Here is a 20,955-nt window from a genome sequence, read left to right on the forward strand (position 1 = left end):
GAAATCAGCCGGATGGAACTGTTACCGTAACTTTGAATAAATCGCCGTCCACATCGATCTTCAAGTTCCCATCATGCAGGTCGGCAATGGACTGTGCGATGGCAAGACCGAGCCCGGACCCTTCCGTCCCCCGCGATGTGTCGCCCCGCTTGAACCGTTCGAATAATTCGTCGGTGTCACTGCCGATTTCATGGCGCGTGATATTTTTGATGATAAATTCCGCCTGGCCGTCGCTTTCCCGTAAGGAAACATACACCCGAGTGCCCGGCAATGAGTATTTGAGAGCGTTCTGGATCAGATTATCCATCAGCCGCCACCATTTTTGTCCGTCCACCCAGATAAGCAGCGGATGATCGGGTGCAGCTACCCGGAATTCAAGGCCCGATGCTTCAATTTCCTCCTCATGCTCGGCAAGCGCCTGCTGCATAAGCTGAATGGCGTCCACCCGCTGCCGCTGCAGCTCGACAGTCCCGGAAGCCATTTTGGATACTTCGAACAGGTCCTCGATCAACACTTTCAACCGCTGGGACTTCCGGTCCAGAATCTCAACATATGACCGCCGTTCTTCTTCAGCCAGTCCCTGATTTTTCAAGAGATCGGTGTACGTAATAATCGAAGTGAGCGGTGTCCGGAGATCATGACTGACATTCGTGATCAATTCCGTCTTCAGCCGCTCGCTTTTCGCCTGTTCCGACATGGACAGGCGGATGCCTTCTTTCAAGGAGTTCAATTGCCGGGCATGTGCAGCGAGCGGGGATTTCCCCCGCACGGGCAGCTCTTCATGCAGTTTGCCTTCCGACATGGCCGCAGTTCCGTTCATAAGTACGTTCAAATAACCGAAGCGGCTGACCAAGATGAACAGCACCGGAATTCCGATAAACAGACTTGCCGGCACAAGCACCACTAACAATGGCGGAAAAGCGATTGTCAATGCGGTTCCCGCTCCCCAGAAAAAGACGACCGCCAGCAGAATCAGCATTTGGATGCCGACAGGGCGATTCCGGAAAGCCTCTCCTGAATTGCGCACGAGCCGGGCACTGATGCCGGTTTGCAATTCAGCTGAAAGCCGGTCCGGATGCCGGTACCAATTCCATAGCCAGATTGTCTGCAGCACCAGCAACGACAGGAGCACGAGTACAGATACAAACGTAATGACAGTTTCGGCTCCGTTTACGATTCCATAACCGAACCAGCCGCTGTAAAACCAATCATAGAACAGGCTGTCCAGTGCGAGCAATGCCAGAAAGCCGACTGCTACAACTACTCCCGCTTTTGCTTCGATTGCCCAATTTCCGGCAATGCGCTGGTAATATACAGGTGGAAACCACTCTTTCTCAAATTTAACGGAGATGAGCGCACCAGTGGCAGCTGCAATGATCGCCAGAGAGACAAGTGAGCTTACCAGGTTTCCGGCACCATAATTCAGAAAGCCCAAAACCCCAATAAGCAACGCATCCATACTGACAAGCCATATCCATTTTTTCACTTACAGCCCTCCTCCTGACCCTGCCTGCAGATGTGCAAGCAGTTCGGCCGCCCGCTGCGCCATGACGACATCAAATAACGAACCGAGACAATACAAAAGGCTGAACAGCCCGATCACCACAGCCACAATCGACAGCACATCATTTTTCCATCTTGTAGCCAATGCCCCACACCACCTTCAAGTACCGCGGATTTTTCGGGTCCGCTTCGATTTTCTCCCGGATTTTCCGGATATGCACCGCGACAATATTTTCTGCGTTATATGCAGGTTCATTCCAGACCCGCTCATAAATATCCCGGATGGAAAACACCCGGCCGGCATTTGCCATAAGCAGTTCCGTAATTCTGTACTCGGTGGGCGTCAAGCGGATCGGCTCTCCATGCAGTGTTAACTCTTTGGCTTCCGGATCAAGCACAAGCCCATCAATTTCGTACTGCCGGTTTTTATTTTCATATGTCCCAAGAGTGACGTAGCGTCTGAGCTGTGACTTCACCCGGGCGATAAGTTCCATCGGATGGAACGGCTTCGTTACATAATCATCCGCCCCAACTGACAGACCATGGATCTTATCGGAATCCTCGGCCTTGGCGCTCAGCATGATGATCGGGATGTTCCGCTCTTCCCGGATTTTGAATGTGGCGGAAATCCCGTCGAGTTCCGGCATCATAATATCCAGAATGATGACATGGACTTCCTGCTCGGTCAGCTTTTCCAGTGCTTCCATACCATTGTCCGCTTTCAGCACCCGGTACCCTTCATTTTTCAAATAAATCTCGATGCCATCCCGGATATCCTGATCATCATCCGCCACCAGCACAGTGAATTGCCCCATCCCAGTCACCCCCGTTTCACTTCTGAATTTATTGTAACCTGAAATTCTTAACGCGAACCGTTGGAATAAATGAAGAAATTCTTAAGATTTGCGCTGTCGTGCCGTCACAGCGATGATTCCGCCGAGCAGCAGCGCAACGCCAGTCCACGACAGCGCACTTAAGGTTTCACCGACCAGGAAAACCCCCAGCAACGCAGCGGTGAGCGGTTCTGCCAGCGATAAGGTGACGGCAGACGATGAAGGGATCTCCCGCAAGCCGCTTGAAAACAGCAAATAGGCAATCGTGGTAGCTCCGATCCCTAAATAGATAAGCACCGCCAGATTGCCCGGTGCTGCTGCATAGCTGAAGTCAAAAATGAACAAAAATGGAATCAGCAATACGGCAGCAAATGAGAAAATAACGGCCACCGCAGACATCGATTCGGCTCGTTCCAATACTTTTTTGCTTGCGATGGTGTAGGTGGCGAATGCAAGTCCCCCGCCAAGCCCGGCCACAATGCCGAACGGGTTGATGGTGACGGTATCGCTTTCTGCAAACAGCAGCACACAGCCGGTAATCGCGAGCAGAGTAGCAGTCACCCAGACCCGGTCCGGCCGCTGTCGGAGTACCAGCCATTCGATAAGCCCTGATAAGACCGGTGCACTGCCGATGGTGACGACGGTGCCTACTGCGATTCCAGTCAGCTGAACCGCTGAAAAAAACAACGGCTGAAACAGCGCCATACTGACAGCGGATAGTATTGTTGCACGCCAGACAAGCCCGCGGAGTTTCAGTTTTTTCATCAGTATTGCAAATCCGAGCAGTGAAAAGCCGCCGATTGTCAGCCGGACCGCACCGATCGTCAGCGGATGCGCGTCCCCATCGATGAATGATTGCGCAGTACCCGTCGTTCCCCATAAAACAGCTGCAAAAAGTACAAATACATATGCCATAGCTTACCTCCGAATTTTTCCCCTTAATTGCACATTACCACAAAGCGGCGGATTCGGAGATGGGTGACTGGGAATTTACGTAAAAAATACGGTTCCGTCAATGGAATTTCGTATTCACAGCTAACGCCCGCTGTACCGGTCTCCGCCTATTTCATTGTATTTTCAGCAATTGACTTGTTTGAGCTGTGCCCCTTTTCGTTTTATACTGAAAGAAAAGAGGAGGTGGATCACATGTATCGGACCATCCCGGAAACTGCCGCCTTTTTATCGATGCCTGAAGAGCAAGTGAATCGCTATGTATTGGAAGGCCGGATTCGCGCTGTCCATGACGGAACCCAGTACTTGATCAACACCTCTCAATTCGACCGGCATTTTGAACAGCTCGAGATCGCGAAACAGGAATTGGAAGAATGGCGCCTGACGCCGATTCCGGAAGACCCGGACATTAAGGACGAAGATTAGAAAGTATTACTGCGAAAAAAAGCTGATGCCGGAAAACCGGCATCAGCTTTTACGTTCCATACTAAAGTATACTCGTCCCTCTTACGCACGCAAGCTTTCACCGACCCGGTGCAAAGCCCCCAGCTTTCCGGCAATCAGATGGCCCCACTGACTGAAGTCTGTCAGGAATCCGTCATGGCCGTATATCGTTTCCACCAGTTCATGGGTCGCATCCGGCTGCTTTTTCAGCCAGTCACTCATGGTCGTAGACGGATACAGCAGATCATTTGTGAATGACAGGGCAAAGATCTCTGTTTCGATTTTCGCTTCCGTCACATCGTGCGTGTTCATCGCCTTCAGCAGTACGATATAGCTATTGGCATCGAACCGGGCAGCCAGCTTCTGTCCTTGGTAATCCAAGTACGATTCCACATCGAAGCTGTCTCCGTTATGGCCGCGGCCAAAGCGCTCTGTGAACAGCTTTTCACTCCGGTACGTTACCATGCCCGCCATTCGCGCAACTCCCAGCCCTTTTAAACTTGCAGAAGACGCATAATTACCGCCGGCATACAGCGGATCAGTTTCGATGGCAGAAATACCGATTTGATTGAACGCAATGCCATATGCACTGAGTGCCGGCGTAACAGCCATCGGAACGATCAATTCCACCGTTTCCGGAAATAAATGCCCCCATTCCAGCGCTCGCATTCCACCGAGTGAACCGCCGAGGACAGCCGCTACGTGATGAATCCCCATCACTTGCAGTGCCTGTTGTTCCGCCCGTACCATATCACGAATGGTGATCGCCGGAAACGCAGCCCGGTATGGTTCCCCGGTCGCCGGATTCACTGAAAGCGGGCCGGTCGAGCCATGGCAGCCGCCGAGCGCATTAAATGCGATGACATGAAAACGGGCGGTATCCACTGCTTTTCCCGAACCGATCAGGCCTTCCCACCAGTCACCGGCTGCATACTGATCGCCGGTCAGCGCATGACAGGCCAGAATGACCGGCCCCTGCAGGTTTCCCGTCTCTTCGTAAGCAAGTGTGACTTCCGGCAATACAGCTCCGGATTCAAGGTGTAATGAACCGATCTCGACCGTTTTCATTGTCTACGTCCTCCTATACATTTGCTGGCACAGCAGCTTCGATTGCTTGTTCCAGATCACCGATCAGGTCATCCGCATTTTCCAGTCCCACCGACAGCCGGATCAGTTCATCTGTCACGCCGGAAGCTGTCCGTTCTTCCTGGGATAACTGCTGATGAGTCGTCGATGCCGGATGGATGATCAGTGACTTCGCATCGCCGACGTTCGCGACATGCGACCATAGCGATACATTATTGATCACTTTCCGGCCGGCCTCCAATCCGCCTTTCACACCGAAGTTCACAATGGAGCCGAACCCCTGTTTCAAGTACTTCTTCCCATCCTCGTGTGAAGGATGATCTTCAAATCCGATATAATTCACCCACTCAACCTCCGGATGCCCTTTCAGGTATTCCGCTACCCGCTGCGCGTTTTCATTGTGTTTCGGAATTCGCAGGTGAAGGGTTTCCAGTCCCTGCAGGAAGGCATGGGCGCTTTCCGGGCTGAGTGACGGGCCGAAATCGCGCAGCAGCTGAACGCGCAGCTTCGTGGCGAATGACGCACCTTCAGCGTCAATCGCATAACGGATGCCGTGATAGCTTTGATCCGGTTCCGTATAGGACGGGAATTTCGGGTTATTCCAATTGAACTTGCCGCCATCCACTACGATGCCGCCGATTGTTGTCCCGTGTCCGCCGATCCATTTTGTCGCCGAATGAATGACAACGTCCGCTCCGAATTCAATCGGGTTGCTGCCGTATGGAGAAGCGAATGTGTTATCGATCAGGAGCGGAATATCATTTGCATGGGCGATTTCCGCCACCCGTTCAACATCAAATACATTCAGGCTTGGATTGCCGATAATTTCACCGAAAATCGCTTTTGTTTTATCCGTAATGGCATCCGCAAAATTCTCGGGATTTTTCCCGTCGACAAAGCGGACCGTAATGCCATAGCGCGGCAGTGTATTGGCGAACAAGCTGAATGTGCCGCCATATAAATTTTCATCCGCAATAATTTCTTCCCCGGCTTCAGCCACGTTCAGAACCGAGAATGCAATCGCCGCCATACCGGAAGAAAGGGCCACTGCAGCTGTCCCGCCTTCGAGGAGAGCCACCCGCTGTTCAAATACATCGACTGTCGGATTCATGATTCGTGTATAGATATTGCCGGTTTCCTTCAGGCCGAATAAGTTCTCCGCATGTTCGGCACTTTTGAATACGTAAGAAGTCGTTTTATGAATCGGAACCCCCCGTGCGCCTGTTACCGGATCCGGTTCCTGTCCTCCGTGAAGCAATTGAGTTTCTGGTTTGAAGTTCGTCATTCGTCTTCCTCCTTAGTTTTTGTCCGATGGAAAGCAGATGAGGAGGAATTAAAAACGGCCCTCTTCGGTTAAGAAGAGGGCCGCCATTCTCAGACAAACCTCCTCTCATCTGTCAGATCAGTTGCAATCTGTAGGACGTAGCACCATTCCAAGCAGCAGCTTGGTGGTTGCCGGGCATCATCGGGCCTATTCCCTCCGCCTCTCTCGATAAGAGTATTCAGATTCAGTTTTCCATCTTAGTGACCAAGTATAGAGAACCACGGCCGCCATTGTCAAGAATTTTCAGCATCTTTTTGAAACCTTTTTATTATCAGGAGCGTTACATGTAAAGAAAGATGCGGAAATCGGAGGGGTTTGCATGACAGGCTGGCTAGCAGCAGCACTTATTATCGGTTATTTGATCGGTTGCCTGCATGGTTCTGTTGCGGCGCGATTTATTTCTGGGGTGAATATCAAAACGGAAGGCGTAAAAAATTCCGGCGCTTCCAATGCGGCTATTGTGCTCGGCTGGAAGTATGGCGCACTGGTGGCGGCCATTGACATCGGAAAAGGGGCTGCTGCTGTGCTGCTCATGCGCGGGCTCTTTTCAGGTTCGGGATTATCCCCTGAAATGCTCTGGATATTCCTGTTCTTTACAGGTAGTGCTGTCGTCATTGGCCATAATTTCCCATTCTATATGGGATTCAGCGGCGGGAAAGGAACTGCCGCCCTCATCGGTGTCTTGCTGGCACTTGACTGGCGGCTCGGGCTCACCGGTCTGCTGCTGCTTATCATCGTTTCATTGATCACAGATTACCTCGTCATTGGAGTGCTTTGCCTGTATGCGGTTCTGCTGCTGGCTGCGTTCCTGCCGGCTCAGGGAGAATGGCCTGTCATTACAGCCGCAGCGCTGTTCGGGATGGCGCTGTGGAAGCACCTGGAGAACATTAAACGGATAAAAGAAGGAACCGAAAACAAAGTGTCGGCCGTCTTCCGGAAGAAGCCGGCAAAAGCAGCTTGAAAATTTTTTTCGATAAAATGGTTGACTTTTTTATACCCAAGCCATAAAGTAGGAATCACGAATTGAATAGCACACATTACTTTCTTATCCAGAGAAACTGAGGGACAGGCCCTATGACGTTTCGGCAGCGGGTTCGCATTTATGCGGACACTGTGCTAATTCCTGCAAATGCGCATCGGCGTATTTGGAAGATGAGAAGGAGTGATTTCATTTATTATGAAGCTCTCTTTTTTCTTGCTGGTAAAGAAAAAAGAGGGCTTCTTTTTGTTTTATTCAGCAAAACCACTATTGAGGAGGCATGGATATGATCCAATTTGAAGGGGTCGCAAAAACGTATCGTTCAGGAAAGCGGGAAGTACCCGCACTGAACGGCATCGATCTGACAGTCGAAACCGGCGAAATCTATGGTGTGATCGGTTTCAGCGGCGCCGGCAAAAGTTCTCTGATCCGGACCGTCAATCTTCTCGAACGGCCGACGAAAGGAACAGTCAAGATTCACGGCAAAGACATCTCCGCATTGTCCGCGAAAGAAATCCGGACAACGCGAAAAGATATCGGCATGATCTTTCAGCATTTTAATCTTTTGACTTCAAAGACCGTATATACCAACATCGCCATGCCGCTGATCTTAACCAAAACGCCAAAAAATGAAATTCAGCAGCGGGTTACGGAATTGCTGGACTTTGTCGGGCTCGGTGATCAGGCGGATAAGTATCCGGAACAGCTGTCCGGCGGTCAGAAACAGCGCATCGGCATCGCCCGGGCGCTCGCCACGAATCCGTCCATCCTGCTGTGCGATGAAGCAACGTCTGCTCTGGATCCGCAAACGACCCAGTCAATCCTGGACCTGCTGCGGAAAGTGAACCGCAAGTATAAGATCACTATTCTCCTGATCACGCATGAAATGGCGGTCATCCGGGAGGTGTGCGATAAAGTGGCTGTGCTTGAAGCCGGCCGGATCATCGAACAAGGAACGGTATTCGATGTATTCTCGAATCCGCAGCATGCGACGACGCGGCGGTTTGTCCGCTCGGTTATGAATGATGAACTGCCGGAGGCGCTGCTTAAACAGATCCGGAACACGAACAGGAGCCAGCCGATTTACCGCATTCAGTTCACAGGCGATTCCGTAGCCCATCCGCTCATCTCACGGATTTCCCGGCGCTATGATCTTGAACTGAACGTTCTGTTCGGCAATATCACCGAGCTGCAGGGCATTCCGTACGGCAATCTGATTGTAGAGTTCAACGGCAACCCAGCGGAGATCCAGCGGGCATTGATCGAAATCCGGAATAATTACGTCTTAGCAGAGGAGATGAGCAGTTATGCTAGTTGATCAGGAACAAATACTGGAAGCGTTATGGGAAACCATTTACATGACCGGCGTTGCGTTCGGCTGTTCATTGCTCATCGGCTTCCCCCTCGGTATCCTGCTCGTTGTCACAAGGCGCGGCCATCTGCTTGAGAATGAACCGGTATTCAAAGTGCTGAACGCCATCGTCAATATTTTCCGGTCGATTCCTTTTATCATTTTGCTTGTCGCGATCATCCCGCTCACCCGGCTGATTGTCGGCACTTCCATCGGAACGACAGCAGCGATTGTCCCGCTTGTGTTCTATGCAGGACCTTACATCGCCCGGCTTATTGAAAATTCATTGCTTGAAATCGATAAAGGCGTCATCGAAGCGGCCCAGGCAATGGGTGCCACGCCCGGCCAGATTGTATTCCGTTTTCTGATTCCGGAAGCCCGCAGTTCACTTGTGCTGGCTCTTACCATTGCAGTCATCGGACTAATCGGCGCGTCAGCCATGGCAGGCGCAGTCGGTGGCGGCGGGCTCGGCGATCTGGCCATCACGTACGGTTATCAGCGGTTCGATACAACGGTTATGTTCCTGACAGTCGCCATTCTCGTGGTGCTCGTCCAAGGGGTACAGACCGGCGGCAACATCCTTTCGAAGAAATTACGAAGAAGCTAACCACACATACAATTGGAGGAATTATTCATGAAAAAAACAACAGCGATCTTATCAGCAGCAAGCGTGGCACTCTTACTCGGAGCATGCAGTGAAGAAGGAAGTTCAGCAGAAGGACTGACGGAAGTGACACTCGGCATCAGCGGTTCCGATACGACAATCTGGGATTACATTGCCGATAAAGCGGAAGAAGAAGGAATTGATCTTGAAATTGTTACATTCTCTGATTATGTGGCACCGAATATCGCCTTGGCAGAAGGCGAACTTGACTTGAACGCATTCCAGACCATCTCGTATTTTGAGGCTTTTAAAGAAGAACACGGCTTGGATAATATCGTGCCGATCGGTTCGACAGTCATCGCACCAATGGGATTATACTCCGAGAAGTATGAATCGCTCGAAGAATTGCCGGAAGGTGCACAGATTGCTGTGCCGAACGAAGCAACGAACATGGGGCGCGCCCTCCTGCTGCTCGATGAAGCGGGACTTATCACTTTATCCGAAGACGCCGGTCTGACCGGAACGGTGGATCATATCACGGAAAATCCGAAAAACATTGAAATTGTCCCGATGGTGGCAGGTCACACACCACGCGCACTTCCGGATGTGGCAGCTTCCATCATCAATAACGGCATCGCTGTTGATGCCGGATTGAATCCGACCGAAGACCCGATTGCCCGGGAAAGCGACACTGCAAAACCGTATATTAACCTGATCGCTGCACGCGAAGATGAAGCAGATAACGAAGCATTCCAGACGATCGTTGACCTGTACCAGCAGGAAGACACAGCTGAATTCATCGTTGAACATACAGAAGGCGCACAGATCCCGACATTTGTATCAGTCGAAGAACTGCAGGATTATAAATAAACCGAGGGGGATTTATCATGACATTGGCAGCTGAAACGAAGAACATTATTGAGCAATCCATTGCAGCAGGACGGTCCCGCTACATTGAGACAAGTCAGGCGATCCATGCCCGGCCGGAAATCGGCAATCAGGAGTTCTATGCAAGCGAGACACTCAGCCGCCTGCTTGAAGAAGCCGGCTTTACCGTCGAACGGAACGTGGCTGGACACGAAACGGCATTTTTTGCCAGCAAGGAAAGCACACTTCCCGGTCCGACGATCGCTTATTTGGCCGAATATGATGCACTTCCCGGACTCGGGCATGCATGCGGCCATAACATAATTGGCACGACGAGTGTGGCGGCCGCCATTGCCCTGTCGGAAACGCTGCCTTCTGCCGGCGGCCGCGTCGTCGTTCTCGGCACGCCTGCCGAAGAAGGCGGACCAAACGGCAGTGCGAAAGGCAGTTTTGCCAAACATGGCTTGCTCAGCGGCATCGACGCTGCCCTCATGATTCACCCTTCCGGGAAGTCGGCAATCACAGGTCCTTCGCTCGCTGTTGATCCGCTCGATTTTCATTTCTACGGCAGGCCGGCTCACGCCGCTGCCGCTCCGGAACAAGGCATCAATGCCTTGGACGCGGTCATTCAATTGTTCAACGGAGTGAATGCGCTTCGCCAGCAGCTGCCGTCAGATGCCCGGGTTCATGGCATTATCACACATGGCGGCGATGCGCCGAACATCATTCCGGAATACGCCTCCGCCCGTTTCTATATCCGGGCGGACTCCTGGAAAAAGGCTTCGGAAACTTCCCGGAAAATCCAGTCGATTGCAGAAGGCGCAGCCCTTGCCACCGGTGCAACGGTGAAAATCGACCGGTTCCAGAACGAAGTCAAAGACCTTGTCCTGACCGGCGCACTTGATGCATTGGTACGTGAGGAGCTGCTCGCTGTCGGAGAATCGGTCTCCCCTTCCCGCTCCCAAGGACTCGGGTCGACAGATGCAGGAAACGTCAGTTATGAAGTGCCGACCGCCCATCCGTATATCAAAATCGGACCGGATGATTTGATCGCACACACGGCTGAGTTCCGGGAAGCCGCGAAATCCGAAGCGGGTAACGAGGCACTGATCCGGGGAGCGACAGCTTTGGCAAAAACCGGATACCGGCTGCTGACAGATACCGACCTCCTGCAGTCAGTCAAAGCGGACCATGCAGACGCAGTAGCTGAAAAAAGCTGAATGCTGGTGGAGACAGGCGGGTTCCTTCTAAAAAGGGATCCGCCTTTTATCATTTACGCCGAGAAGACTCCCACCTCTAAGTGAAACGCAGGTGGGGGATGAATCGGCTTCGGGCAAGGGGTGTCTTTCGACGCGTCAATTGTCCGACGTCTATCCATCTATATTAAGCCCTCTACTTGAAAACGCAGATGATTGGCTGAAATTTAAAATAATGGCTATCATGGAAGTAAAGATAATCCAAAAAGGCGAGGTGAAAACGATGGTGCGACACAAAGCATTCAAGTACAGAATCTACCCGACCAAAACCCAGGAAGTCCTGATTGCGAAAACCATCGGTTGCAGCCGCTTTGTGTTCAATCACTTTTTGGATAAGTGGAACTCCGCCTTTAAGGAAACAGGCAAAGGGTTGAGCTACGAGAACTGTTCGACTCAATTGACGCAGTTAAAAAAAGAAATCGAGTGGCTGAAGGAAGTGGACAGCACCTCCCTCCAGTCGGCATTGCGGAATCTGGACGACTCCTTTAAGCGTTTTTTCAAAAAGCAGAATAAGCTTCCCCGCTTCAAGTCGAAGAAAAACGCCGTCCAGTCCTACACGACGAAGCATACCAATGGGAACATCGCCATCGTCGGAAACAAATTGAAGCTTCCGAAACTGGGCTTGGTGAAACTGGCAAAGAGTCAAGAAATCGACGGCCGCATCATCAGCGCTACGGTATCTCGGAAAGCGAGCGGGAACTATTTCGTCTCCGTGTTGGCCGAAGTTGAGATTCAACCACACGCCAAGACCCATTCAGCCATCGGTGTGGACGTGGGCTTGAAGGACTTTGCCGTCCTGTCGAACGGAACGGTCTATGGAAACCCGAAGTATCTGCGCCGAATGGAGAAGAAATTGGCTAAGGAACAAAAAATTCTTTCGCGACGAATGCGTTTGGCACTGGACCGCAAGCAGCCGCTTGCTGAAGCTAAGAACTACCAAAAACAAAAGAAAAAAGTCGCCCGTATCCATGAGAAAATCACCAATTGCCGAACCGATGCCCTACATAAAATCTCATCCGAGATTGTCAAAAACCACGACATTATCGGAATCGAGGATTTGCAGGTATCGAATATGCTGAAAAACCGACACTTGTCGAAAGCCATCAGCGAAGTGAGCTGGTCCACCTTTCGTTCCATGCTTGAATACAAAGCTGAATGGTACGGCAAACAAGTTGTCGTTGTAGCGAAAAACTTCGCTTCGAGTCAGCTCTGTTCAGCATGCGGCCATCAGCACAAAGACGTTAAGAATCTCGCGCTACGTGAATGGGAATGCCCATCGTGCAAGGCACATCATGACCGAGATGTTAACGCAGGAATGAATCTCCGAAACGAAGCGATTCGTCTCGTAACCGCAGGAACTGCTGGGGATAGCCTAATAAATTTCTGCCCGTGAGGGCGGATAACTTAGGAATCCCCCACTTCAAGGAGCTTTAGCGAGTAAGTGGGGGTTGTTCAATATTCCGGCAGATTGCCTTGTGCTAAACTAGAAGTACTTGTACATAAGGAGGAAATTATGTGAAAGAACAATTGATCGAACGCCTGATCCGCTATGCAAAAATCGATACGCAATCTGATGCGGAAAGCACGGAAACGCCATCGACCCCCGGACAGTGGGATCTCCTGCGCGTGTTGGAACAGGAAATGAAAGACGTCGGACTCGAAGAAGTGGAGACGGATGAATATGGCTATCTGTTCGGCACGTTACCAGCCAATACAGAAAATGCTGCGCCGGTGATCGGTTTTCTGGCGCATGTTGATACAGCAACCGACTTCACAGGGAAAAATGTAAACCCGCAACGTGTGGACAAGTATGACGGTGGTGATATTGAGCTGAATCAATCCGTCACGCTGTCTCCTGCTGATTTTCCGGATCTGAAAAACTACGTCGGCCATACATTGATCACAACGGATGGCACGACACTGCTTGGCGCAGATAATAAAGCCGGCGTTGCTGAAATCATGACAGCCATGGAATATTTGGTGACCCATCCGGAAATCCCGCACGGTAAAATCCGCGTTGCCTTTACGCCTGATGAAGAAATCGGACGCGGGCCGCATAAATTCGACGTGTCGCGTTTCGGGGCGGATTTCGCCTACACGATGGACGGCGGCCCGCTTGGTGAGCTTCAGTATGAAAGCTTTAATGCAGCTTATGCCAAACTGACTGTCAATGGCAAGAGCGTCCACCCGGGATCCGCGAAAAATAAAATGGTCAATGCAGTGACTGCAGCGATCGAATTCCAATCCCATATGCCGGCTGATGAAGTGCCGGAACGGACAGAAAACTATGAAGGGTTTATTCACTTGAACAACTTCAATGGCGATGTCGAAAAAACGGTGCTTTCATATATTATCCGGGACTTTGATGGAGAAAAATTCGAAGCAAAAAAACAGCTGCTGCAGGATACTGCAAAACATTTGCAGACCAAATACGGCGAACAGGCGATTCAGCTCGAGCTGGAAGACCAGTATTACAATATGCGCGAAAAAATCGAGCCGGTGAAAGAAATTGTTGATGCGGCCGAGCAAGTGCTGCGTGACCTTGACATCGAACCGCTCATCGTGCCGGTACGCGGCGGCACCGATGGCTCCCAGCTGTCTTACAAAGGCTTGCCGACACCAAATATTTTCACAGGCGGCGAGAATTATCATGGCAAATATGAATTTGCATCAGCTGATAATATGGAAAAAGCTGCACACGTCATTGTTGGCATTGCAAAATCGTTTGCACAAAAATAAAGCGCTCCTTGCTAACCCGTTCAGTTGAGCTATACAACACCACACTTAACAGATAAATAACAAGGCGCGTAGCAATAGCGAATCAGCATCCGTTTTAACACACCGATCAGCAGCTCAAACAGGGCCTTCCATAACGGAAGGCTCTATTTATTTTGTGAGACGAGGCTGACTGACATGGTTATGATTCCGCAGAACCGCTCCGCTTTCAACGGGCTTGCGCTGAACTAACTCGGGCTTTTAGCCCGAATGGATTTCCGCGCTTCGCATTCCCGCAGAAGTCGCCGCTGTTCTGCTCCTTCTTTTGAAGCAAAGGTCCCTCAATGGGATTCGTTGATATGATCTTCGCTAAAGGAAATGTGAGCAGCGGAAATACGAGACGCCTGAGAGAATAGCGGACCAGTCAAGACCCTGCAGGACGCAGCGCGACCGAAGCGGCTTGCGGACCGCCCGCGGCAAGCGAGTGTTTGTGCAGCGAACGTTCCTGTGATAGAACCGCAGTTCTTTAATTCAATTTTTTCGGCATAGCAGCGAGTGGATCAGCAAAAGTTCTCTTACTATATCAGAAGGAATTTTCACAACAAGGCTATTTGATGGCAAACGCTGATTTAGCAACATTCGAAAGACCGCTAATTCAGGTGCGAATTAGCGGTCCAGATAGCATGTCATTCCATGTTTTATCCTATTTAACTGAACGGAACGCTGATTGCGCTCCGCTTTTTTTCATCATATGATGCTTTTCCCCCGCTGGGCCAGCGCATAGTAAATGCCGTGCTGCAGTGTCTGAAAACACTGAAATCGCTTCAATTCAATGCCCGTTTGAGAGATGACGACGCCCATTTGGGCAGAGATACCGACCAGGACGGTTTTCGTTCCGATCAATGAGGCAGCAGAGCCGATTTTATCGATTAGGCTGGCTGTCTGTTCTGAGAAGTCATTATTCAGTCCAGTCAGATCCAGCACCAGGTTCTCCGCCTGATGTTTGGGCAGATTGCTGAGCGTTTTTGTGATCAATTCATCCGCCCGCGTCTCATCGTATGAGCCGAGCAGCGGGACAACAACGATTCCATCCAACACCGGAATCAGCGGGGATGAAATTTCTTTGATCAGTTCATTCAGTTCTTTCGTTTTTTCATCGACGGATTGCTCCAGCAGCTGGATCTGTTCGGCTTCTTTTGTCCGTATCAGCCGGTGGATATTTTCCTGTACGGTAGTATCCGACGGAAAATACCGGACAATGCTCTGTTCATTTCCCTCGATTTGATGGTGAACAACTTCGTACCATATATTCTGTTCCATCAAACCGGTAAAAATCCCTGCATAATGGGCAGGCAGAAAGGAACCGCCGGACGTTTTCCCTTGTGCAACGTTGATCTTATGTTCCCAACTGTCTTTCAAATGCACTTCTGCAGTGGCCGTTTCGACATCCAGCTTTTCCACTGAGATCATTCCCCAGCCGGCTGATCCGTATGTATTCTGAATCAGGTTCGTCGCTTCTTTCAGTGAAATGTCCTGCTGCTGGAAGTATTCGCCGACAACAAGTCCCTGTCGGAATCCGGTCGCCTCAAGCACGACTGTCGCTGATTCTTCTCCCGCAATTTCTTCAATCGAATCAAAAAACGTCTTCATTGCAGATGATATCCAGAAAAGCACTGCATCATCCTCTTCGAATAAAAAGCGCCCTTTATCCAATTCCCATGAGAACTGGAGGCCGGCCACGTTAATGGATGGATTATTCTCCATTAGAGTACACCTCATCTCTGAAATTCTTTGTCTGTTTCTATTGTACTATTCATCGGCTCTTTTTTACACATCTCGAGACCTGAAGCAGTTTTACCTCTCCCATTTCCGGGAATATATCTGTTAATGAACTTTCTGCAGCAGATCAGCCTACAGACTTGCGCCGGCAACGATCCGGCACTTATTTCACAGAACGGGAGATGATTGCATGGCTCAAAATGAGCAGAAACAGCGGGCACTCAAAATTCTTGAGGAGAGCATGATCGGGACATTGGCGACAGTGGACAATAATAAACCGCACTCGCGCTATATGACATTTTTCCATGAAGATTTCACACTGCATACCGCTACAAGCAAAAAAACACATAAAACGGAAGAAGTAAAAGCAAATCCGAACGCTCATATCCTGATCGGCTACGAAGGGGAAGGATTCGGGGACGAGTACTTGGAGATCGAAGGGAAAATTTCCGAATCGGATGATGACAGCCTCAAGGAAAAAGTATGGAATGATAAGCTGAAGGGCTGGTTTGACGGTCCTAATGATCCGGATCTTATCATTTTGACCATCCAGCCGACTCACGTCCGTCTCATGAACACGAAAGGTGAAGAGCCGCAGACAATCGAAGTGTAGGAAAAAACGGCTCTCACCGGAGCCGTTTTTTATGTGTTTGCTTTATTGTCGACTTGCAGCAACATGCGCAGCCCCTGTTTGTTCATGAGAAGGTCCGCAAGTGTATAGCCGGAAAGCACGTCCAGATAAGCTTTCAATGCCTGAGCCAAAACACCTTTCAATCCGCACACCGGCGCAATCGGGCACGTATTGCCTTCCGCACTGAAACACTCCACCAGATGAAAATCGTCTTCCATCTTTTTGACGACCGCCCCGATATTGATCTCCTCCGGCGGTTTGGCCAGACGGATTCCGCCGCCTCTACCCCGTACCGTTTCGATGAATCCCTCTTTTCCAAGTTCGTGCGTGACTTTCATCAAATGATTTTTCGATATATTGTATGAAGTTGAAATTTCCTGGATTGTTGATAATTGTTCCTGTTCTTTTGTACCTATATATAAAAGTACCCGCAAAGAAAAATCAGTATACATGGTAAGACGCATGGTTCCCTCACCTTCCTGTCCTGCATTATAGCATAACCTTTTTCTTTCAGTCTTATCTTTGATTCACAGCGTCGGAACGAGTGACTTTAAAGATCAGGCAATTCTGTTAATTGTGTCGATTGTGTTAAAGATGTATTTATAATATATCTTTTAACGCCGATGTATCGTATAGTGAACCTGTAGAAGATAAAACAAAAAGGAGCGATTCACTATGCTATCACAGGAAACAAGAGATATCGTCAAATCCACTGCACCGGTACTCGCTGAACACGGCACGACCATCACTACTGAATTTTACAAAACGATGTTTGAAGCACATCCCGAACTTTTAGATATCTTCAATCATGCGAATCAGTCGCAGGGCCGCCAGCAGGCAGCGCTTGCGAATACAGTATATGCGGCGGCGGTACATATTGATAACTTGGAAGCGATCCTTCCGGCGGTTGTACAGATTGCCCATAAACACGTCAGCTTGGGCATTAAGCCTGAACACTATCCGATTGTCGGGGAATACTTGCTGAAAGCGATCAAGACCGTACTCAGTGATGCTGCGACAGATGATATCATCAATGCCTGGGGCGAAGCATATGGTGTGATCGCGGATGCGTTCATCGGTGTGGAAGCCAATATGTATGAGCAGACGGAAGAAAAAGAGAATAGCTGGAGGTTCTTCAAGGACTTTAAAGTTGCCCGCAAAGTAAAAGAAAGTGAAATCATCACTTCCTTCTACCTGCAGCCGGCTGATGGCGCCAATGTTCCGGAATATCAGCCAGGCCAGTACATTTCTGTCCGCCTGTCGATTCCCGGAGAGGAACATACGGTCATTCGCCAGTACAGTCTGTCGCAGGCGTCCCGTCCGGATGAATTCCGGATTTCTGTTAAACGGGAAGCTGACAATGACCCGAACGGTGTCGTTTCCGTCTACCTGCACAAAGAAGTCAATGAGGGCGACACAGTCGAAGTCAGTGCTCCAGCCGGTGAATTCGTGCTGGATGAATCAAAAACAACACCGGTCGCGTTCATTTCCGGCGGAGTCGGCATCACCCCGATGATGAGCATGTTCGAAACAGTGGCCACCACAACGCCAGACCGTCCGACCGTCTTCCTTCACGGTGCACGCAACGAAGCACTTGCGGCATTCCAGGACGATATCGCCCGCCAGGTTGCGAACATGAGCCATGTGATGTATCAGACCTTCTATTCGGATGAACCGAATGGTTTCATCACCCGTGAAGTGCTGGAGCGATTCATTGCAAAAGACAGCGATGTCTATGTCTGCGGACCGGTTCCATTCATGGAAGCGATGATCCGGGAACTCCACAATATCGGATTGGACGAAGACCAGATCCACTATGAATTCTTCGGCCCGTCTGTCCAGCTTCAATTGAGCTAAAGATGAAAAAAGGCGCTCTGCTTATCGAAGGGCGCCTTACAAAAAATTGTTTGAAAAATATTTATTCCATTTGAGTAACGGAGAAATCAGGAAAAAGGCCCCCGTCCTTTCCGTGAGGCCCGCAGGAGCGGGTCAGGGGACCGAAGCGACAGGATGTCGCGCTCTTCGGTCTCCTTCCTCTCGAGCCTCCCCGTCCTGAAGGACTCGGGAATCTCGTCAGCCAGTTATTCCGCTGGAGTGGCGGGGGCTTCCCCTTTTTCCTGTCTTGTCTTATAGGAATCCATTAGTATAGTAAGCGTTCTAAAAAGCATGGATTCGCCAATCGAGACCGGACAGTAAGCGATGAAAATGTCTCTATTATCTGGTATTTTTCCGTGTAGTACAGTCAAAGCAGCAAATTATGCAGGTCTCTGTGTACCTTGTTTTCTACGAGCTTGCACAGGAGCAAAACGCTTTTGCCGACTGCTACCGAAAGAAACCCGTTTATGTAATTTGAAGGGAGTTGGTCTACAACTCGAGGCGCTCTTCCTATCGCAGGGCGCCTTTACTGTCTTTTCATTTAGCGCCAATTCAGCCTTTCATCAATTCGATCCGGTTACCGAACGGATCTGAGACATACATCCGGACGACTCCCGGAATGTTGTCATCATCCTGGAACTCCACGCCTTTCGATGTGAGATACTCACGCAGTTCGTCGTATCCTTCCACAAGAAAAGCGGGATGCGCTTTTTTCGCTGGCATAAACGGGTCTTCCATGCCGACATGGAGCTGACAGCTGCCTGACTTGAACCAGGCACCGCCCCTCGCTTTAAGTGCGCCCGGTTTCTCCACTTCTTCCATGCCAAGCACACCGCTGTAAAAAGAGCGCGCTGCTTCTTCTTCCCCTTTTGGTGCCGCCACTTGTACATGGTCAATCCGCTCGATCAAAAACCTCATATTTCCGCCCCCTTTTTTCCATTTTATCGAATATAGAAAGCAAATAATATTCGAATAATCAAGGGTTTTGCCATAAGCTGTTCTTATACACTATATTTAATCGGAGAGGGGAAATTCCATGGAACTGCCTTTTGCCTTTAAACATCATCTTGCGAACCAATCCGTCATCGTCGGAAAGGAAGCCGTACAGCCTTTATCCGGCTTTCCGGAAATCATTGAAGAGTTGAAGGCTTGGAGCGGCACGGAAACGGATGGCGTGGCCATTTCTTATTTTTTCCGTCAGTACGCTTTGTTCATCACCGCCCAATTCGATGCCATTGCCACTTCCGGTCTGTACTTCAGCGGAACTTGGAAAGACCTGCAATTCAGTCGGATCCGAAAATACGGCTATCCACTTTTGGAAACGCATACCGATCCGGCTCTATTCGTTCCGGTCACGCAGTCCGACCGCTTTAAGGCATTCCATCACATTCTTTCTGAACAGACAGATGCGTTTATACAGGAATTCCGGAAACACGCAAAAATCTCACCGGTCATTCTTTGGGAAAATGTTCTCGGTTCCGTCCTTTGGTTTTATGCCAATCTGGAGCAGCGTGATCCAAGACGGGCAGCCGAAGACATTGAATGGCTCATGGACAGCGGGAACTGGGCACCTGTCCGTAAATCTTATCTGGCCGCCATGGTCGGCAATGCAACTCTTCAGCAGGCTGTCACCCAACCGCTCAGACGGACTTGCTGCCTTTATAAGGAACTGCCCGATTTTGACACCTGCACGTTCTGTCCCGTTGCAACTTAACGAGCATTACCAAGGAAAAAAGATTCTTGCCAGTTCATCAAGACTTTCCGCTTCCAAGGCGGCCGTGTTCCCCTCCATGTACGCCGGCAAATCACTGAAGCGGTGCAGCAGCAGAAGAGCCATAAGCTCATGCCGAAGCCCATCAGTCAATTCAAGGCCATATGCGCGGAGAAAAGTTTCCGTCAGCCCATCTTCCCGATGAAAATTGAACAGAATCGGCCCAAGTAAGTCATACTTCGGATTACCGACGAAACAGTCTGCAAAATCGATGAGACCGGAGAGCCGCCAGCCATCCGCCTGTTTTTTCAGGAGCAGATTAAAAGGGGTATATTCCCCTGTCAGCAGCACCTGCCGCTTCGTATTCAGGTCAACGCTTTCTATGTATGAAGTCATTTCACTGATGAGCGATTCCCTCATGTCTGCCGCCCGGTGATACGCCGCGGCTTTTTTCTTTCGGGCTTCGACAAATGCCGGCCAACTTCCAGGCAGGCTTTTCATCATCGAAGCATCCAGCCGGTGAACTGAACGGATCAGCCTGCCTAGATCTTCTGCATGATCCAGCTTCTCTGTCCTGGAAAGCTCGTCCCATAAATCGACTGCCAACGTCCCCTCAAGAAATGTCATGATCAGGTAGGGCCAGCCTTCATAGGCACTCGCCCGCATCATCTCCGGTGTCTCCGCCGGCAGATTCACCCATTCCAGCAGTTCCAGTACCGCTTTTTCCGACTGGAAGCCCTCGCCATGGAATGGCGGGAACAGCTTGATTACATGGCGGCCGCCTATCTTATAGACAACATTGGCACCCAGCTCAAATTTCTCCACCGTTCCCTCTTCCATGCCTTCTTTCAATAAAATCATATGAATCGCTTTATCCCAAGTTTCCTGGGGAACATCCGCATAAGTCTCTCTTGTGATGCCCTCGAACATGTCCTCACTCCTTCCCGTCCATTGTATCAGAGGCTGCTGTCTTCGCAGCGGACTTGTGCAGGTGCGGTATCGATTTTTTCGCGCATAAAAAAGCCCCGGCATCCTGGCCAAGGCTT

The 20,955-nt window shown here is 50.3% G+C and carries 21 protein-coding genes and 2 riboswitches; of the genes, 11 read left to right on the forward strand and 10 right to left on the reverse strand.

Going from position 1 to position 20,955, the window contains the following annotated elements; genetic code table 11:
* Positions 1-4 precede the first annotated feature (4 nt).
* The 4 genes from B0X71_RS15590 to B0X71_RS15600 form a co-directional block, all read right to left on the reverse strand.
* On the reverse strand, positions 5-1,486 hold the full coding sequence (locus tag B0X71_RS15590; RefSeq protein WP_077590284.1) for a sensor histidine kinase: 1,482 nt from the start codon (positions 1,484-1,486) through the stop codon (positions 5-7).
* Positions 1,487-1,648 carry a hypothetical protein gene (locus tag B0X71_RS21025; RefSeq protein WP_156889889.1) on the reverse strand — a complete coding sequence of 54 codons (162 nt, stop codon included), beginning with the start codon at positions 1,646-1,648 and terminating at the stop codon, positions 1,487-1,489. It lies immediately after the preceding gene.
* Complete coding sequence (locus B0X71_RS15595) at positions 1,626-2,318, reverse strand: response regulator transcription factor (protein ID WP_077590285.1); 693 nt, start codon at positions 2,316-2,318, stop codon at positions 1,626-1,628. Before B0X71_RS15595 ends, B0X71_RS21025 begins: the two co-directional genes overlap by 23 nt.
* Positions 2,319-2,399: 81 nt before the next feature.
* Positions 2,400-3,251: a DMT family transporter gene (locus B0X71_RS15600; protein ID WP_077590286.1), complete on the reverse strand. Its 852-nt coding sequence runs from the start codon at positions 3,249-3,251 to the stop codon at positions 2,400-2,402.
* Between the two features lie 231 nt (positions 3,252-3,482).
* Here B0X71_RS15600 and B0X71_RS15605 point away from each other — a divergent pair, with 231 nt between their 5' ends.
* Positions 3,483-3,713 (forward strand): MerR family transcriptional regulator, encoded by a 231-nt coding sequence (locus B0X71_RS15605; RefSeq protein ID WP_077590287.1) that lies wholly within the window; start codon positions 3,483-3,485, stop codon positions 3,711-3,713.
* A gap of 81 nt (positions 3,714-3,794) precedes the next feature.
* On the opposite strand, the gene metX is transcribed toward B0X71_RS15605, so the two are convergent.
* Together metX and B0X71_RS15615 are read right to left on the reverse strand one after the other, a co-directional pair.
* Entirely contained in the window at positions 3,795-4,799 is a 1,005-nt protein-coding gene (gene metX, locus B0X71_RS15610) for a homoserine O-acetyltransferase MetX (RefSeq protein ID WP_077590288.1), read from the reverse strand.
* A gap of 13 nt (positions 4,800-4,812) precedes the next feature.
* Positions 4,813-6,102, reverse strand: coding sequence for an O-acetylhomoserine aminocarboxypropyltransferase/cysteine synthase family protein (locus B0X71_RS15615; protein WP_077590289.1), 1,290 nt, complete (start codon positions 6,100-6,102; stop codon positions 4,813-4,815).
* Between the two features lie 102 nt (positions 6,103-6,204).
* Positions 6,205-6,316, reverse strand: a riboswitch (SAM riboswitch).
* A gap of 144 nt (positions 6,317-6,460) precedes the next feature.
* Between B0X71_RS15615 and B0X71_RS15620 the strand changes: the two genes are divergently transcribed.
* From B0X71_RS15620 to pepT, 7 genes are all read left to right on the forward strand, one after another.
* Complete coding sequence (locus B0X71_RS15620) at positions 6,461-7,102, forward strand: glycerol-3-phosphate acyltransferase (protein WP_077590290.1); 642 nt, start codon at positions 6,461-6,463, stop codon at positions 7,100-7,102.
* An 81-nt stretch (positions 7,103-7,183) separates the two neighbouring features.
* Positions 7,184-7,300: riboswitch (SAM riboswitch) on the forward strand.
* A 106-nt stretch (positions 7,301-7,406) separates the two neighbouring features.
* Entirely contained in the window at positions 7,407-8,438 is a 1,032-nt protein-coding gene (locus B0X71_RS15625) for a methionine ABC transporter ATP-binding protein (RefSeq protein ID WP_077590291.1), read from the forward strand.
* Positions 8,428-9,078, forward strand: coding sequence for a methionine ABC transporter permease (locus B0X71_RS15630; RefSeq protein ID WP_077590292.1), 651 nt, complete (start codon positions 8,428-8,430; stop codon positions 9,076-9,078). The genes B0X71_RS15625 and B0X71_RS15630 overlap by 11 nt, the downstream gene beginning before the upstream one ends.
* Positions 9,079-9,105: 27 nt before the next feature.
* A complete protein-coding gene (locus B0X71_RS15635) occupies positions 9,106-9,945 on the forward strand; it encodes a MetQ/NlpA family ABC transporter substrate-binding protein (RefSeq protein ID WP_077590293.1) in 840 nt (279 codons plus the stop codon).
* Positions 9,946-9,962: 17 nt separating this feature from the next.
* On the forward strand, positions 9,963-11,162 hold the full coding sequence (locus B0X71_RS15640) for a M20 family metallopeptidase (RefSeq protein WP_077590294.1): 1,200 nt from the start codon (positions 9,963-9,965) through the stop codon (positions 11,160-11,162).
* 259 nt (positions 11,163-11,421) lie between these two features.
* Positions 11,422-12,591, forward strand: a complete 1,170-nt coding sequence (tnpB, locus tag B0X71_RS15645; RefSeq protein WP_077591039.1) for an IS200/IS605 family element RNA-guided endonuclease TnpB — start codon at positions 11,422-11,424, stop codon at positions 12,589-12,591.
* Positions 12,592-12,713: 122 nt separating this feature from the next.
* Positions 12,714-13,937 carry a peptidase T gene (gene pepT, locus B0X71_RS15650; RefSeq protein WP_077590295.1) on the forward strand — a complete coding sequence of 408 codons (1,224 nt, stop codon included), beginning with the start codon at positions 12,714-12,716 and terminating at the stop codon, positions 13,935-13,937.
* Between the two features lie 723 nt (positions 13,938-14,660).
* Here the strand turns inward: pepT and B0X71_RS15655 are convergent.
* Positions 14,661-15,677, reverse strand: coding sequence for an STAS domain-containing protein (locus B0X71_RS15655; RefSeq protein ID WP_077590296.1), 1,017 nt, complete (start codon positions 15,675-15,677; stop codon positions 14,661-14,663).
* A 205-nt stretch (positions 15,678-15,882) separates the two neighbouring features.
* Between B0X71_RS15655 and B0X71_RS15660 the strand changes: the two genes are divergently transcribed.
* Positions 15,883-16,305, forward strand: coding sequence for a pyridoxamine 5'-phosphate oxidase family protein (locus B0X71_RS15660; RefSeq protein WP_077590297.1), 423 nt, complete (start codon positions 15,883-15,885; stop codon positions 16,303-16,305).
* A gap of 29 nt (positions 16,306-16,334) precedes the next feature.
* Here B0X71_RS15660 and B0X71_RS15665 read toward each other — a convergent pair whose 3' ends face one another.
* Entirely contained in the window at positions 16,335-16,787 is a 453-nt protein-coding gene (locus B0X71_RS15665) for an RrF2 family transcriptional regulator (protein WP_077590298.1), read from the reverse strand.
* Positions 16,788-16,998: 211 nt separating this feature from the next.
* Here B0X71_RS15665 and hmpA point away from each other — a divergent pair, with 211 nt between their 5' ends.
* Positions 16,999-18,180 (forward strand): NO-inducible flavohemoprotein, encoded by a 1,182-nt coding sequence (hmpA, locus tag B0X71_RS15670; RefSeq protein ID WP_077590299.1) that lies wholly within the window; start codon positions 16,999-17,001, stop codon positions 18,178-18,180.
* A 570-nt stretch (positions 18,181-18,750) separates the two neighbouring features.
* Here the strand turns inward: hmpA and B0X71_RS15675 are convergent.
* The gene (locus B0X71_RS15675; protein ID WP_077590300.1) at positions 18,751-19,116 is read right to left on the reverse strand and encodes a VOC family protein; all 366 of its coding nucleotides are present in this window, start codon (positions 19,114-19,116) and stop codon (positions 18,751-18,753) included.
* 118 nt (positions 19,117-19,234) lie between these two features.
* On the opposite strand from B0X71_RS15675, the gene B0X71_RS15680 reads away from it, so the two are divergent.
* Entirely contained in the window at positions 19,235-19,912 is a 678-nt protein-coding gene (locus B0X71_RS15680; RefSeq protein WP_077590301.1) for a hypothetical protein, read from the forward strand.
* A gap of 6 nt (positions 19,913-19,918) precedes the next feature.
* Here the strand turns inward: B0X71_RS15680 and B0X71_RS15685 are convergent, their stop codons facing one another.
* Positions 19,919-20,839, reverse strand: coding sequence for an aminoglycoside phosphotransferase family protein (locus B0X71_RS15685; RefSeq protein WP_198038633.1), 921 nt, complete (start codon positions 20,837-20,839; stop codon positions 19,919-19,921).
* Positions 20,840-20,955 lie beyond the last annotated feature (116 nt).

The sequence above is a fragment of the Planococcus lenghuensis genome, from assembly GCF_001999905.1.
GTDB classification, from domain to species: domain Bacteria; phylum Bacillota; class Bacilli; order Bacillales_A; family Planococcaceae; genus Indiicoccus; species Indiicoccus lenghuensis.